Origin of the sequence: Pseudovibrio ascidiaceicola (assembly GCF_900114245.1) — a bacterium.
Lineage (GTDB): Bacteria > Pseudomonadota > Alphaproteobacteria > Rhizobiales > Stappiaceae > Pseudovibrio > Pseudovibrio ascidiaceicola.
This window is the reverse complement of the sequence record NZ_FOSK01000002.1, coordinates 445,608-461,649: the sequence shown is the minus strand read 5'-3', so window position 1 is coordinate 461,649 and position 16,042 is coordinate 445,608. Positions and strand designations below refer to the sequence as shown.

The 16,042-nt window shown below is 53.7% G+C and carries 13 protein-coding genes; 9 read left to right on the top strand and 4 right to left on the bottom strand.

Annotated features, from left to right (window positions below; translation table 11 throughout):
- Position 1: 1 nt before the first annotated feature.
- From BM231_RS06320 to nagA, 6 genes are read left to right on the top strand one after another with little or no spacing between them, the layout of a single operon-like run.
- The gene (locus BM231_RS06320) at positions 2–1,186 is read left to right on the top strand and encodes a Gfo/Idh/MocA family protein (protein ID WP_093517721.1); all 1,185 of its coding nucleotides are present in this window, start codon (positions 2–4) and stop codon (positions 1,184–1,186) included.
- Positions 1,183–2,193 carry an SIS domain-containing protein gene (locus tag BM231_RS06315; protein ID WP_093517719.1) on the top strand — a complete coding sequence of 337 codons (1,011 nt, stop codon included), beginning with the start codon at positions 1,183–1,185 and terminating at the stop codon, positions 2,191–2,193. The genes BM231_RS06320 and BM231_RS06315 overlap by 4 nt, the downstream gene beginning before the upstream one ends.
- A gap of 20 nt (positions 2,194–2,213) precedes the next feature.
- Complete coding sequence (locus BM231_RS06310) at positions 2,214–3,320, top strand: SIS domain-containing protein (protein WP_093517717.1); 1,107 nt, start codon at positions 2,214–2,216, stop codon at positions 3,318–3,320.
- Position 3,321: 1 nt separating this feature from the next.
- Positions 3,322–4,257, top strand: a complete 936-nt coding sequence (locus tag BM231_RS06305) for an ROK family protein (protein ID WP_093517715.1) — start codon at positions 3,322–3,324, stop codon at positions 4,255–4,257.
- Positions 4,254–5,567: a class II D-tagatose-bisphosphate aldolase non-catalytic subunit gene (locus BM231_RS06300; protein WP_093517713.1), complete on the top strand. Its 1,314-nt coding sequence runs from the start codon at positions 4,254–4,256 to the stop codon at positions 5,565–5,567. Before BM231_RS06305 ends, BM231_RS06300 begins: the two co-directional genes overlap by 4 nt.
- Positions 5,564–6,709, top strand: a complete 1,146-nt coding sequence (nagA, locus tag BM231_RS06295) for an N-acetylglucosamine-6-phosphate deacetylase (protein ID WP_093517711.1) — start codon at positions 5,564–5,566, stop codon at positions 6,707–6,709. The genes BM231_RS06300 and nagA overlap by 4 nt, the downstream gene beginning before the upstream one ends.
- Positions 6,710–6,733: 24 nt before the next feature.
- Here the strand turns inward: nagA and BM231_RS06290 are convergent, their stop codons facing one another.
- The 3 genes from BM231_RS06290 to BM231_RS06280 all read right to left on the bottom strand — a co-directional run bounded on the left by BM231_RS06290 (position 6,734) and on the right by BM231_RS06280 (position 11,643).
- A complete protein-coding gene (locus BM231_RS06290; protein WP_093517709.1) occupies positions 6,734–8,044 on the bottom strand; it encodes an HlyD family type I secretion periplasmic adaptor subunit in 1,311 nt (436 codons plus the stop codon).
- On the bottom strand, positions 8,041–10,260 hold the full coding sequence (locus BM231_RS06285) for a type I secretion system permease/ATPase (protein ID WP_208860125.1): 2,220 nt from the start codon (positions 10,258–10,260) through the stop codon (positions 8,041–8,043). Before BM231_RS06285 ends, BM231_RS06290 begins: the two co-directional genes overlap by 4 nt.
- Before the next feature lie 486 nt (positions 10,261–10,746).
- Positions 10,747–11,643, bottom strand: coding sequence for a LysR family transcriptional regulator (locus BM231_RS06280; protein WP_093517705.1), 897 nt, complete (start codon positions 11,641–11,643; stop codon positions 10,747–10,749).
- Positions 11,644–11,789: 146 nt separating this feature from the next.
- Here BM231_RS06280 and BM231_RS06275 point away from each other — a divergent pair, with 146 nt between their 5' ends.
- The 3 genes from BM231_RS06275 to BM231_RS06265 all read left to right on the top strand — a co-directional run bounded on the left by BM231_RS06275 (position 11,790) and on the right by BM231_RS06265 (position 14,936).
- Entirely contained in the window at positions 11,790–12,704 is a 915-nt protein-coding gene (locus BM231_RS06275; RefSeq protein WP_093517703.1) for a Rossmann-fold NAD(P)-binding domain-containing protein, read from the top strand.
- 116 nt (positions 12,705–12,820) lie between these two features.
- Positions 12,821–13,561 (top strand): glutamine amidotransferase-related protein, encoded by a 741-nt coding sequence (locus BM231_RS06270; RefSeq protein WP_093517701.1) that lies wholly within the window; start codon positions 12,821–12,823, stop codon positions 13,559–13,561.
- Positions 13,562–13,622: 61 nt separating this feature from the next.
- Positions 13,623–14,936: an NAD(P)/FAD-dependent oxidoreductase gene (locus tag BM231_RS06265; RefSeq protein ID WP_093517699.1), complete on the top strand. Its 1,314-nt coding sequence runs from the start codon at positions 13,623–13,625 to the stop codon at positions 14,934–14,936.
- Positions 14,937–14,944: 8 nt separating this feature from the next.
- Here BM231_RS06265 and BM231_RS06260 read toward each other — a convergent pair whose 3' ends face one another.
- On the bottom strand, positions 14,945–15,928 hold the full coding sequence (locus tag BM231_RS06260) for a hypothetical protein (RefSeq protein WP_093517697.1): 984 nt from the start codon (positions 15,926–15,928) through the stop codon (positions 14,945–14,947).
- Between the last annotated feature and the right edge of the window lie 114 nt (positions 15,929–16,042).

The window sequence follows — 16,042 nt, the reverse complement described above, 5'->3', positions numbered from 1 at the left end:
CATGCGTATCATCGTTGTTGGCTTGGGTTTGCGGGCTGTCAGTGTTTTGGAAAGACTGCAGGCGCACATGAGTGAAGCGGAAGTGGTGGCCTATGTAGACCCAAAACCGCACCAGATTGAACGCCTCAGAAATCATGAGGCGATCAAACCCTACGATACTCTGGAAGAGATGCTGGCAAATGAGAAAGCGGACCTTCTGTTCGTCAGCTCTCCCAACCATATGCATCTTGAGCACATCCGCCTCGGGCTGGAAGCTGGCATCCGCATGTTCGCAGAAAAGCCAGTCGTGATCTCCATGAGCGAGACCATGGAACTGGCAGAGCTGCTTTCCAAACATGGTGCGGATCAGGTGCTCATCGGTCTGGTTCTTCGCTATGCCCAGCATGCAAGAGACTTGAGGGACGCCCAAGCGGCCGGACAGATCGGCGATGTAGTCTCCATTGAAGCCAACGAGCATATCGCGCCATATCATGGGGCCTTCTTCATGCGCGACTGGCGCCGTCACGAGAAATACTCCGGCGGCTTTATGCTGGAAAAATGCTGCCACGATCTTGATATCTACAACATGGTGACCGGCTCACGCCCAAGTCGTGTAGCTAGCTTTGGTGGCAGAAAATCCTTTGTCCCAAGCAATGCACCAGCAAAAGAAACAGATACGCAAGTGTATCATGTTAAAGAGTCCATCTGGGAAGCTGCGGATGACCCGTTCCTCTCCGATGGCGATATCGTCGATCACCAGACCGCGATCCTCGAATACGAGAGCGGGGCCACCATGGCCTTCCACACCAACATCAACGTACCGGACGAACACCGCCGGTTCTGCGTGATTGGCACCAAGGGTATGGCAGAAGGTGACTTCGTGCGCGGTTACTTGAAAGTGACTGATGCCCACACCCGCGGCACATTGGTGGACGAAGATTACAACAAGTCCATTGACCGCCCCGGCGCGCACTACGGCGCTGATGACATGATGTGTCAGGACCTCTGCGCCTATCTGCGCGGTGAAATGGACAGCCTGCCAGTTTCCGTCGTGGATGCGCTGGAAGCAGGCGTTGCCGCACTGGCACTCGATCAGGCGCGCACAACTGGTCAGGTCGTGGACCTGACGTCCTATTGGCAAAAATTCGATAGTTTCAACCTGCGGGAAACCGCAGCAACAACAAAAAAGATGGAATCAATACAGTGACCAAACACCCCGGCGCGTACATGCGTGCTGAGATAGATCAGGCAATTCCGGCATTCGCTGAAGGGGTCCGTCAGGACCTCTCGAAGAGTGTGAAAGCAGCCGCCTTAGACAAGCTCGACACGTTCTATACCATTGCACGTGGAAGCTCAGACGCCGCCGCCAACCTGATCTCCTATGAACTGATGGCCGAACTGCAAAAGCCGGTAACAACACTGCCGCCCTCTGTGTTCAGCCTGGGGAATGGATTGCAGTTGGGCAATGCTGGCGCACTTATTTTCTCCCAATCTGGAGGAAGTAAGGATCTGGTCAGTGCTGCAATCGGGTTTAAAAGCGGCGGCGGTAAAACGCTCGCCATCACAAACACACCGGGTTCTCCGTTGGCAACTGAGACGGACGCCTGTGTCGATATCAAAGCAGGTCTGGAACAAGCCGTTCCAGCCACCAAAACAGTTATCTGCACCATAGCAGCCGGAATGGCGCTTCTGGCCGCGCTCAAACCGGACTATGCCAAAGCCTGTGAAGCAGCAGCAAAGGCCATGCTGGCCAGCGCTGAGGCTAAGCTCGAACAGGCTGACGAGATCATCGAAGCCGTGAAGTCCACGCCGCATGTGTATGTGATCGGACGCGGTTGCGGCTTCGGGGCAGCGCAGGAAGTGGCGCTGAAGCTGAAGGAAACAACAGCCATTCATGCAGAAGCGTATTCCGCCGCTGAAGTGCTGCACGGCCCTCTGCAACTGGCTACAAAACCGCTGTGTGTCCTCATTCTGGATACAGGTGAAACTGTCAGCAACCAGAGTCTGAGCCTGGCAGAAGAGCGGTTCCGCTCTGTCGGCGCAAATGTTTTCCGCCTGACACCAGAAACCGTTGGTGCGCAGGGCCTTACCCCCGCAGCAAGCTCGGCCATGCTGCTGCGTGCATTGTACCCAGTGATCTTAGAAACTGCTCTCCAGTTGGGTCTGGACCCAGACCAACCGGAAACACTTTCTAAGATAACTGTAACTATTTGATTTTATGAAGGAATGCTGCGATGGTCGATCTGACCAAATGGGCAACTACGCGCGAAATTCAGGCGCAACCGCAAATCTGGGCAAATTGGGGACAGGAACTCGCTGCATCCTTAAGTGAGCTGAGCGAGTGGGTGGCCAACTCCGGGGCCACGGAAGTCTGGTTCTGCGGGGCAGGCACATCCGCTTATATCGGCGACCTTCTGTGCAGAGCACTGGATGCAACCTCCGTGTTGCCAATGCGCTCAGTTCCTTCAACAGATCTTGTCAGTGCCCCGCACGCGTTTAAACGCAACGGTGTCATTCCGCTGGTCGTTTCCTTCGGTCGTTCCGGCAACTCTACCGAGTCCATCGGCACGTTGGACCTGCTGGATGCGATCTTCCCCGAAGCCCCACGGCTGAACATCACCTGCAACAAGGACAGCGCTCTGGCAACCCGCCAGCCTGCTTCAAAGGCCAGCCAACGCGTGATCGTTCTGCCAGATGAATGCCACGACAGCGGCTTCGCTATGACTTCCAGTTTCACCACCATGATCCTGACAGCCATGGCAGTTTTCGGGCAGGAAACGCCGGAAGAATTCACCGCCAACATGAATGAGATCAGCCATGCAGCTGAGATTGTTCTGGCGCAAGCGGATCAACTGGCAGACAAACTCACCATCCCCCAGCGCGCCGTCTTCGTAGGCTCCGGCCCGCTTGCCTTCGTTGCCCGCGAAAGTGCGCTCAAAGTGATGGAGCTGGCTGCAGGAAAAATCCCGTCTATCTGGGACAGTTCCCTCGGTTTCCGTCACGGACCAAAGTCTTTTGTTGATGCACAGACCAAGGTCTTCGTGTTCCTCTCCAACAGCCTGCATTCCCGCCGCTATGACGAAGATCTGGCAGACGAGGTGAGGGCGCAGTTTGGCGAGCACACGGTCATCGCCATTGGCAATTCTGCAAAGGCAGATGTGCACATTCCATGCAAACTGGAGGATGGCTGGATGTCTGTGCTCCATGTACTCATTGCCCAATGGCTGGGTGTGGCATGGTCTGATCAGCTTGGCTTCAACGTCGACAATCCGTTTGAAGGGCAGGGCACGCTGACCCGCGTTGTCTCGGGCGTCAAGCTCTATGCATTGGAAGAGGCCTGATATGGTTCGAGCTGGCGGCATTGATCTGGGCGGCACCAAAATCGAGGCAACCGCTTTTGATAGTGATTGGGCTGTAGTTGAAACCAAACGCATCCCAACCCCTCAGGATTCCTACGAAAATCTGGTTGATGCTCTCTGCGAGATGGTCGTGTGGCTGGAAGAAACCGCAGGCTCAAAAGGCTTGCCGGTTGGCGTCGGTATTCCCGGTTTCCATTCCAAACGAACCGGCAAGTTCCTCACCGCCAACCTGCTGGCCTCAGGCCGCACCGTCCATCAGGACCTGATTGACAAGTTGGGCAGAGCCGTCGCGTTTGAAAACGACTGCAACTGCTTTGCCCTCTCTGAAGCCATGCTCGGCGCTGGGCGCAGCTATGCCAGCGTCTTCGGCCTGATCATCGGCACAGGTGTTGGTGGAGGCTACTGCTCCAACGGCACGTTGATCTCCGGTCTCAACGGTGCAGCTGGTGAGTTTGGTCATCTCGGCATTCCCTACATGACCATGAAGGAACTCGGGCTCGACGGCATCCAATGTGGCTGTGGTCGCACAGGCTGCTTTGAGACGTATCTGGCAGGCCCCGGCATGCGCCGCCTTGCCAAACACGTCACAGGCAAAGACGTTGATGCGAAGACCATCACCACGGCAGCGGCTGCTGGTGATCCGCAGATGCAAGAGGTCTTACGCATGTGGGCACACATCGCGGCTGAACTGGTCGCGGCGCTTCAATGCACGGTAGATCCGGACTGCATTGTGCTCGGTGGTGGCCTTTCTAAGATCCCGAACATTGATCGTCTCATTGCGCAAGCTCTGCCGGGCCACTTGCTGGACCAAACTGAGCCACCGGAAATCCGTGTTGCGGAATATGGCGACAGCAGCGGTACACGTGGGGCGGCGCTTGCTGCTGTCCAAAACTATCAAATACTGGAGGAGCCGTCATGAGCAACCCTTTGCTTGAGGTGATCACTGCCAACCGTGCAGGCGCCAGGGCCGCGCTTCCCTCCATCTGTTCCGCGCAGCCGGACGTTATCCTCGCCTCTGCTCTGCTCGCAGCAGAACAAGGCACGACTCTGCTGCTGGAAGCCACCAGCAATCAGGTCAATCAGGACGGCGGCTACACAGGTATGAAGCCAGCCGATTTCGTCAGCTACGTCAAAAGCATCTGCACCACTGCCGGATTGCCGGAAAGCGCACTCATCCTCGGAGGTGACCATCTCGGCCCGCAAGCATGGCGCTCCATGCCAGCTGATCAGGCCATGGCCAAAGCCAGGGAGTTGATGAAAGCCTACGTTCAGGCTGGCTTCACTAAAATCCATCTGGATTGCTCAGAAGGGTGCGCAGGCGAAGAGGCTCAGGTCGGTGACGAACTGAGCGCCAGTCGTGCTGCGGAACTGGCAGCGGTTTGTGAAGAATATGCACCAGATCCAAGCCGTCTCAACTACATCGTCGGTACGGAAGTTCCTCCTCCCGGAGGCGCGCGTGAAGAAGGCGAGGCTCATAGCATTGAGCCAACCCCACCCGCGCGTGCCTCCCGTACCTTGCAAATGCATTTTGATAAGTTCGACGAGCTGGGCCTGCAGGATGCCAAAGACCGCATCTGCGGCCTTGTCGTGCAGCCGGGCGTCGAGTTCTCACCCTTCCACATCGACCATCTACCAGCAGATGACGGCAAAGCTCTGCGAGCAGCGCTTGACCCGTTCCAGAATGTAGTCTTCGAAGCGCACAGCACCGACTACCAGCTGGATAGCGCTTTCCCACGCCTTGCCCACAAGGGCTTTGCGATCCTGAAAGTCGGGCCTGCGCTCACTTTCGCCTACAGGCAGGCCATCTACGCGCTGGACCAGATGCTGGATTGGCTGGAAGAAGACAAACGAACAGCACCAAAAATCTCGAAGATTTTGGAAACAGAAATGCTGTCAGAACCCAAATATTGGCGCTCTCACTATCAGGGATCTGATCAGGAACTGCGCTTGCTGCGCCACTTCAGTTATGCAGATCGCATCCGGTATTACTGGCCTCAGGAGAAGGTGCAGGATGCCCTTAAGGCACTCTTTGCTGCCTTACAAACCCATGAGATTCCAAAGGTACTGCTGCTTCAACTGTTTGCATCTCGCACTGTTGAACGTGCACGGGCTTTGCAGAGCCACGGTTTTGGCATAGAGAAGGCGCTGGTGCTTGCTGAAATCCAGCAGGCACTGGACCCATATTTCTTTGAGAGAGTTGAGGCACCTCAGCTTGAGGAGGCTCTATGAGCACCGCACCGGGCAACCAAGATATCTGGCTGTGTCCAGATCAGTTGTTTGACGGCCAGAACCTGCTGACCGATACCGCCATTCATCTCGTGAATGGCAAATGCGTTGGCCTGTCTTCAGCAGACCAGTTGCCCGCCGATGCGACCGTGAAAAAACTCTCTGGCCTCATCACTCCGGGTTTCTTTGATATCCAGATCAATGGCGGCGGCGGGGTTCTTTACAACACCTCTCCAACTCCAGAAGGTCTGGCTGCCATTGCGGATGCGCACCGTCAGTTCGGTACCACAGCCTTGCTGCCAACAGTCATCACCGATGCACCAAATGTGCTGGAGGAAGCTGTTGAAGCCATGAAGGATGCTTACGGCACCCATGGCATCAAAGGCATTCACATCGAAGGCCCGCACATCAGTGTGGAACGCAAAGGCACCCACGAAGCGAGCTGGGTTCGCCCACTCAACGAGCGCAGTTTACAACTGGTCCGCGATCTGCGGGATCGGGACATTCCTGTCTTGATGACAGTCGCACCAGAAGGTGTTGCAAAAGGTGATGTTGCCAGACTGGTTGAGATGGGTGCAGTGGTCTCTATCGGTCACACCGATGCAGGCGCAGCGCAAATCAAACCAGTTCTGGAAGAGGGGGCAAACCTCTTCACACACCTGTTCAACGGCATGTCCCAGATGGTTAACCGCGAGCCCGGTGCAGTTGGAACCGGCATCAACAGCACCGCTTATTGCTCGTTGATCGTAGACGGGCACCATGTGGCAGACGACATGCTTCGCCTTGCCATACGTGCGCGTCCTGTCAAAGATCACATGATCATCATCAGCGATGCTATGCCAACTGTCGGCGGACCGGAAAACTTCAACCTTTACGGTCATCAGGTCTATCTGGAAGACGGCAAGCTCATCAACAAAGCCGGATCTTTGGCGGGGGCACATGTCACCATGCTGGACTCTGTAGCTCGCATGATAACTGAGCTTCAGTTCCCGGCAGAAGAAGTGCTGCGCATGAGCCTGTCCAATCCAGCTGCCCTGATGGGACTTCAACAGTCCGTGGCTTCTCTGCAAAACACCGGTCTAGGTGATATGCTGCTGATCGCACCAGACTACAAATCCTTTTCGTTCCTCTCGCATATGCTCTAGTTTTCTGCGGGGGAACCCTTCGCATTACCGCTCGCGAAGTGCTTCTGCCTTCACCTTGAGCAGCGGTTTGGCGATGTAGCTCAGCACGCTCTTCTCGCCTGTCAGGATGTCAATACTGGCCGTCATGCCCGGCGTGATGGGCAGTGGGTTCTCTTCTGATCCCAGATGGTTCTGCTTGGTCCGCACAATCACCTTGAAAAACGCCTGTCCCCGCTCGTCCTCTGATGTATCCGGGCTAATCCGCTCCAGCACACCATCCAGTCCGCCATAGATAGAATAATCATAGGCCGTAATCTTCACGCTCACATCCTGACCGGGATGAAGGAAGGCCACATGTTGCGGCTGGATTTTAGCCGCAATCAGCAGCGTGTCTTCCAGCGGAACAATCTCAATCAATGGCTCACCTGTTTGAACAACCGCTCCAATGGTGCTGACATTGAGTTTGTTGATCACCCCACGCACCGGTGCCACCAACGCACTGCGATGCACCCGATCCTCCGCCCCGCGCAGCCGCTCCTCAATCACCGCAAGCTCTGCTTTGGTTGCCACCAGATCTGATTGTGCTTGAGAGGCAAATGCTGTTTGTGCAGACGCAACCTTCTGCAGAACTTCTTCCTTGGCGGAGCGAGCACTAGCAAGAGAAGCCACTAGCATCTGCCGCTCCCCCTCCAGAGTTGTGTGCTGCCGCTTGAGCCGCAAAAACTCGATTTCAGGCAGCACACCACGTTTATAGAGCTGCTGGTTGATCTCCAGCTCCCGCGCAATAAGGGTGAGGTTGGCACCTAGCATCTGCGCTTCAGCTTCAAGCTGCTTGAGATCCTGCTCTTTCTGGCTGAACTGACTTCGAAGCACCGCAACTTCTGCGGTGAGCTGCTCTTTGCGGGCCTTGTAAACCGCGAGTTCCCGCTGCAAAAACGCGGCAATGTCGGCAGGCGTATTTGAAAGATCAAGAGCCAGATTTGCCTGACGAGCCTCAGCGGTCAACCGTGCAAGGCGAGCCTGCAATGCATATTTCTTCTGTTGAAGTTCCCCCAGCTGCGAGGAAAAGCCGGTATTGTCCAACTTCACCAGAACAGCCCCTTGTTCTACGATTTCACCCTCATAGAACAATACCTCAGAGACAATCCCGCGCTCGGGTGCTTGCACAACCTGCATCTGGCGCGAAGGGATGATGCGCCCGTTGCCTCGCGTGACTTCCTCCACATGTGCAAACGCGGACCAGACGAACAACAGCAGCATAATCGCGGCACACGTGAAGATCAGAACCCTGGACTGCTTTGGGCTGTGAAACTCCGGCAAATGCAGTGGTGTAACGGGAAGCGACCAGCCCTTCATGCTCTCAGCCTTTCCTCAATCGGCACCTGTGCAGGCTGCGGCACTTCATGCAGACGCGGTTGCTGCATGGACTGCTTCACTTCCTCGCTCGGCCCATCTGCAATGATACGGCCTTGATCCAGAGCGATCAGCCGATTGGTGAGTTTCAGGAGGGACGGACGGTGCGTGCTGATAATGAGCGTCAGTGATCCGTTGTTATAACGCCGCAAGCCACGCAGCAACCGCTGCTCAGCGGAAAGGTCCAGCTGACTGGAGGGTTCATCCAGAAACAGGATCTTAGGTTTGCGCAAAAGAACACGAGCCAAAGCCACACATTGCCGCTGCCCTCCAGAAAGCGCAGCCCCGTTTTCACCTACAATCAGATTGTAACCAGCCGGATGCTTGTTCACGAGGCTATGCAGCCCCGTTACATGGCAAACTTCCTCAATCTCCTCGTTGGAAAGGTGTGGCAACCCAAGGCAAAGGTTGTCTCTCAACGTGCCTTGAAACAACGTGTTGTCCTGAGACAGGTATCCAACAAAATGGCGCAGGTCTGTGGGATCAAACTGGCGCGTATCAATTCCATCGATGAGAACAGCCCCCTCTGAAGGATACCGAAGCCCACTCATCAGCCGCCCCGCAGTCGATTTGCCGGACCCGACACACCCAACCAGCCCAATCGTATCTCCCGGTTCAATCGAGAAATTGCAGCGGGTCAGGCTGGCTTTTTCACTGAGCGGATAGGAGAAACTGACATTTTGAAACTGGACTTCACCACGACAGTGACGCAGGTTCGCAGTTGCTTTACCTGTCTTGCGTTCTGTTGGCTGGCTTAGGAGATCTCCAAGCTGACGATAGCTGTGCAGGACTTGACGAAACCGGACCAACGCATTGGTAATAGAAGAGATTGGCGCCAATACACGGGATGACAGCATCATCGCAGCAATGAGGCCGCCCATGTTCACAGCACCTGCCTCAACCTGATAGACACCCCAGACAATAATCAGCACCGACACCATGCCTTGCACATGCCCTGTTCCCACCATCGCCAGATTGGACCAATGACGGCTCTGCAACAGGATCTCGCTGCTGCGGTCAACGGACTGCTCCCAGCGGGATTGCATGTGGGCCTCTGCATTGAGCGCACGCACCGTCTCGTGCCCACTCAATGTCTCCATCAAAATGTTCTGCCGCTTGTTCCCTTCAAGGCTTGAGGCTTGAACAGTTCGCTCCAAAGGCAATTGAGCAGCCAGATTAAGCAGGCAAACCAAGGGCACAGCGAGCAGAGGGATCCAGGCAATGGGGCCAACGATGAAAAACAGGATACAGATGAAAAGCCCGACAAAGCAGAAGTCCAGCAGGGCGATCAAGGCTGTTGAGCTGAAGAACTCACGGAGCTTTTCATAGTCATGAACAGTCCCAGCATATTCTCCGGCACTCTTGGTTTTGGCAGAAAAGTCAATGTTCTGCACATGAGAGAAGATCTTGGAAGCGAGCCGCTGATCTGCCTTTTTACCAAGGCTGTTGAGGATGGACGATCGCGCCACCTTCAGCAAACTATCTCCCGCCAGAGCCAATGCCACACCAATGGTCAATGCCCATAAGGATGCGACCGCAAAGTTGGGTAGAATGCGGTCATAAACATTCATGATGAAAAGTGGAGAGGCGAGGGCAAGGCAGTTGATCAGCAAGGTCCCAAGCGCGACGTTACCATAGTCAGGCCAGAACCGTGTGAACTCCGACCAGAACCAATGCTTGTTGTCTTGGTGAACCTGCCCACTGCTGTCTCGGGCATGAAGAGATGAAAACAAGATCGCATACCCGGAGTACGCCCGCTGTAAAATATCTAAGCTGAGATACTGCGGCCTTTCCAAGTCCAACGGATCCAGCAGCTTGGCTTGCCGTGTGGCGGCGTCATAGCCCACCAGCAGGCGCAAGGCTTTGTCATGAAACACCAACAAGCAGGGAAGGCTGCTGTTGGAGATCTTGCTAAGAGCAAGCTGTTGCTTGTTGGCATGTAACCCGCAATTCTCTGATGCTTTTTCAACCTGAGAGAGTTGTAACCGCCCATTGATCAGCGGAAGCCCGGCGGTCACCGCTGTTTTACTGAGAAAGTTCCCATGGGCGCGGGAGACATAAGCGACGCTTTCAAGCAGGGCGTCCAGCACCTCATGCATTGGATGGCTACCTTCCTCAGGATTGAGGGCATGAGGGCTGGACAAGCGAAAATCACTCACGGCGTGTTCCCTTGATTTATGACAGTAATCGCAGTTTCATTATTGTGATTTTTTCGAGGGGCCACGCTTTGTTTGGTCTTCTTGCGAGAAGCAGAAAGATTAAGAGATACAACGCATTACTAGTATCAATAAGTCTCTCAGTTCTCGCTAAGAAGTTTCGGTGTTCTTGTGAGATCTAAGAAAACACCCTGAGTAAAATGTGGCAATCTCGGGAACTTGTACTGTCAAATAAAGGGGCAAAAATAGCAGGAGTGTATTTGCCAAGGCATTCGCTATAAGATCAGCGCCTTAAAATTCTGATTGTTCGGAATCGCAAGTTTCCCAATGAACACAGCATTTCTCCCCCAACCGACATATCCAAAAGTTTGAGAGTGAGCATGTGTACGAAAGGGGATAGTGGGATAATTTCCCCTACGGCAAGTTATCCCATGCATTCTTAGGGGTAAAAGACGAGACCCGTGAGGTTCAGCACCCAGAACCTCTCAATCACAATAGCTTAGGCAGTTTCTCGGCTAAAAAGTCAAAAAGAAGCTTTATGCGTGGAATTTGTTTGAGAGTATGCGGCGAAGCCAGCCAGACGGGCAAAGCAGGCAATGGATCCTCCAAATCGAGGCGTACAAGGCTGTCATCCTCCAGGCCGATTCCGATCTGACCGAGGCCAACACCACATCCGGCACGCACCAATTCCCAATAAGCCACCCTGTCATCACAGCGCACACTAAAGAAGTCCCGATTGACGTTCAGGCCAGCTTCCTGCATCCCGCGCAGGATCAGGTCAGATTGGTCATAGCCGATCCAGTCCAGCGCAAACAGCTCCTCTCGCGTTGTCGGCATACCAACCCGCTCAATAAACGCGCGACTTGCAAATAACCCTAGCGGCGTCTCACCAATCTTCTTGGCAACGATGTCCAGCTGTGTCGGCGTAAACATGCGCACCGCGATGTCAGCTTCCTGAAACAACAGGTTTTGCGCATCGTCAGAGGGGAGGAGGTCAATCTGGATCTCAGGATAGCTCTGCCGAAACTCAGCGATCAGCTTTGGCAACACGTAGTTAGAAATCACCTGACTGGCCGTGACGCGCACAGGCCCAGCAAACCCGCTTTGCTTGCGCTCTTCTGCATGAAGCAGAAACTGTGCTGCTGCTGAATGCATAGCCTTGGCGTGTGGCAGCAATGCTTGGCCATCTTCAGTCAAGCCAAGCCCGCGTTGATGACGGTAGAACAAAGAGACGCCCAGCTCCGCCTCAATCGCCTTCACCTGCCGCCCGATTGTCGGCTGGCTCTGGTTCATCTGCTTGGCTGCAGCCGAAAGACTGCCCGTCTCCGCAACGGCCACAAAAACACCGATCAAATCCCAGGAAAGATGATGTAATCTACTATTCATAATTGAATATCATATCTGCAATTCATTCGAATTTACATAGAAAATGAAGCGCCTACTATCATGCGTAAAGCGTATTTCCGAAAAGTGGTTGCCGGTCTTCGGATAAGAATACGCAATTTAGAAAAGTGTGTTGGACAGGAGCGGTCATGAGACCCGTAGCTTTGATTTTAGGTGCCTCTGGCAGATTTTCAAAAAACATGATTGAGCAGTTGAAAGCTGCTGGCTGTGAAACCCGAGCCTTTGATCGTGCAAACCAAAATATGAAAAAGGCGGCAGAAGGCGTTGATGTCATCGTCAATGGTGCAAACCCGCAATACCCGCAATGGAAGCGGGATGTGCTGCCGTTTACCCACCAAGTGATAGAAGCAGCCAAACATGCCAATGCCACGGTCATCATCCCGGGAAACAACTACTGTTTTGGCCCAGGCATGCACTCACCCATCGGCCCCCATACACCCCACAATGCAACCAATGAACTGGGCGTGATCAGAATAGAACTGGAACGCCTTTATAAGACATCTGGCGTTCGGACTATTTTGCTCAGAGCCGGGGATTTCATCGACATCTCCGCCAGCGGTAATTGGTTTGATCTGATCATGACCACCAAGCTGGAGAAGGGGAAGCTCATCTACCCTGGCAAAACCGATGTTCCTCATGCCTGGGCCTATCTACCGGATATGGCACGTGCTGCCGTTCAACTGCTGGAAATGCGAGATCAGTTGAACGCTTACGAGGACATCTCCTTCCCCGGTTACACTTGGACGGGCAACGAACTCAGCAAAGCGCTCACGACTGTCACCAAACAGAATGTGACCATCAAACAGTTCAACTGGTGGATGATCCGCCTGAGCCAGCCTTTCTGGTCCCTGGCAAAACACCTTTTGGAGATGCGATATCTCTGGGAGACCCCGCACTGGATGGACACAACCCGTTTTGACGAACTGCTACCTGACTTTGAAGCAACGCCAGAGCAGGAAGCCCTGAAGCATGCGATCAGTCACTTGCCTGCCTTCCAGCTGAGCAAACCGATCTCGGCGAGGCAGCACAAAAGTGCAGCATGAGATTTTGCCAGATGTGGCCTCCAAGAGTTTACAGAGGCAAAGCCGACAGGATATAACTAAGCAGTCCAATCAGATGTATTATGCGGCATTTGCCTCTTTGAATTTTGGAGTGCTCTTTGACCTTTAAACTTGGAATTCTGGAAGTTGGCCGACCACCCGAAAACCTGAGCAAGACATTCGGTGATTACCCGTCAATGTTCGAAACGCTCCTGAAGGATCAGGGGGGCGACTGGCATTACATGTCTTACCCCGTGGTGGATGGCCAACTGCCTCAAAACGTTCATGACTGCGACGGCTGGCTGATCACAGGCTCCAAACACGGTGTCTATGATGATCTTGAGTGGATTGACCGGCTTAAGACTTTTCTGAAAAACGCCTATGACGAGCATGTGCCGATTGTCGGTATCTGCTTCGGGCATCAGATCCTTGCAGAAGCGCTGGGCGGTAAAGCTGAAAAGTCCAACAAAGGCTGGGGCTGCGGCGTCTTCACTTACTATGTTCTGGAAAACCCCAATTGGGTGCCAGAAGGCCTGACCAGCTTTTCCATTGAAGCTTATCATCAGGATCAGGTGACAAAACTGCCGGAAGATGGTGAAGTCATCGCATCATCTGATTTCTGCGAGTTTGCTGCGATTGATTACAAGGGCAGGGCACTCACCCTCCAAGGGCACCCTGAGTTCAATAAGGACTACTCTGTAGCCCTGTTTAAAGAACGCCGCGGTGACACACTGCCTGAAGACATTGCCGATCATGCAATCGCCTCCTCGGAAGCGCCAATGCAAATTGGAGAGGTCGCACACATGATCGTAAACTTCATTCAGCAGGCAGCAGTTAAAGAAAAGCAAGAAGGGCACTAACTCCTGTCCTGCAGTGTTTCAGAGGCTCGGGTAAAGGCCATGAGCCTCCTCAGGGATGTACATGGCTATTTCGCAAGGTTTTCTTCACGCCAATGATAAGGCAGGGCAATACCCTGCCTCCTACTACACCGCTACTGCAAACAAGCAACTCTCCTTTCCAACGCTGGAAGGTGAGCATACCTGCGATGTCTGTGTCATCGGCGCTGGCTACGCGGGGCTGTCTGCTGCTTTGCATTTGGCCGAGCGTGGCTACAAAGTTCATCTCCTAGACGCTCACCGTGTTGGTTGGGGAGCCTCAGGCCGCAACGGCGGTCAACTCGGCAGTGGCCAGCGGAAAGACCAGGACGAGCTGGAAAGTCTTGTCGGGCTGGAGCGCGCCAAAGAACTCTGGGGCCTTGCTGAAACCGCCAAATCCCTGACGAAAAACCTTATTGCCAAATACCAGATCCAATGTGATCTGAAACCGGGTATCCTCCATGCCGATCACAAACAAAGCTATGTGAAACATAGCAAGGCCTATGCAGAAAAGCTGGCAAACACTTATAATTATGCAGATATCCGCTTTGTAGGCACTGCCGAAATACAAGAGATGCTAGATACAACGGCGTATCACGGTGGCACGCTGGATATGGGGGCAGCTCACTTACACCCGTTCAACTTCGTGCTGGGCCTTGCTGACGCCTGCAAGAATGCTGGCGTGCAGATCTTTGAAAACTCTGAAGTACTGGAGGTCGAAAAGGGCGAGCCAGCTAAGTTGAAGCTTGCCAATGGACAAGTCACAGCACGCTACGTGGTCTTCGCCTGCAACGGTTACATTGATAGCCTTGAAAAGCGTGTGGCAGCGCGGGTCATGCCCATCAACAATTACATCATTGCCACCGAACCTTTGGGCGAAGATCTGGCTCGTTCCTTGATCTCCAATGATGTGGCTGTGGCAGACTCTCGGTTTGTGATCAATTACTACCGCCTGTCCGCTGACAATCGCCTCTTGTTCGGCGGAGGGGAAAGCTACAGCTTCCAGTTCCCGCGCGATATCAAAGCTTTCGTCCGTAAGCCCATGTTGCAGGTCTACCCGCAGCTCAAGGACGTACCCATAGAATATGGCTGGGGCGGAACGCTGGGCATCACACTCAACCGCATGCCATACTTTGCCAAACTCGCCCCCAACATGCTCAACGCCAGCGGCTTCTCTGGTCATGGTGTCGCCATGGCAACACTGGCAGGTCAGCTCATGGCAGAGGCCATTGATGGTCAAGCCAGCAGGTTTGACGTGATGGAAAAAGTCCCAACCCACGTCTTCCCCGGTGGTCGCCATTTACGATGGCCCCTGATGGTCCTCGGCATGCTCTACTACAGCCTGCGGGACAGGCTTTAAGAGCAAGTTCAGACCGGTATGAAGACCTCCCGCACCGATGAACTTCTGACGGTTTCAGCGCCATCTGCTTCACCAAGAGCTCGGTATTGATGGGTGTCGCCGGAGAACACTTTGCCGAGGCCGTGGTATCCGGAAACTTCAGGTTGTTCGAAGCCAGCCTTTTTTAGATCATTCGCCAAGGACTGAGCAAAGGATTGCTCTCGCTCAACTTCAAAGAACAGGAAGCTCGTCGTTTTTGTCTCAGAGGCGGCCTTCAAATCTTCAGGTGCAAAAGATTTGGGTATTCGGGCATCAGCGCTGAAACAGGATGTGACGCGAATGTCCGAGAAGGATTTGTCCAACCCTCCTTGAGCAAGTTGCTTTGCTATGTCTTTCGACCATGCGACTTCCCAGCCTTTCTCCTCAGAACCTGTCTTTGAGGTGATGCCATCTTCGCCCTGCCGCCCATGTCCTGCAATATAAAGCTTATCTTCTTCTCTTTTCAGATTTCCAAGAATTCCGGTCTCTTCATTACTGATAACCTTCACACGCAGTAGAGCATCTGCCCGCCATGCATGGTCACTTGCAGCCTTGAGCATATCTTCAAATTTTATTGGGCCGACTGCGGTTATGAAGCCTGTTTCTGAAAGATCATTCGCTGCCATGTAAGAGTTAAAACCAGAGACAAGATCGCCAGCCTCTTTATAGTTCTGCTCAGCAAGCTCATGCTTGAGTGCTTCAAACCTCGCCTTGTCAGCATTGGTTGCGACAATGAGAGGGCGCAGCTCTTTGCTTGCGGTGAAGCGTGATAAGTTAGCACCAGAAACCATTTTGAGGACGTCATCAGAGACGAACGGAGCATAAAAATATCCGGTTTTGTTGTCTATTGCAGGTTTTGGATCAGAACTCTGCTGAGAGATGTCTTGAGTTTCCACAGCGCGAACATCAGAGGTGTTTTGCACCTGTCCGCTGGAAGCGGGGATTGGGGATGAAGCTAGGTTCGAAATAGACATGGGGCACCAATGTTATAAATTTGATACCAACCATAGATGCCTACTTATGCGTGTACTGTAACATTTAAGACATCCTGCATGTGGCGATGGGGCCAATAAGGACATTCAGGTCTT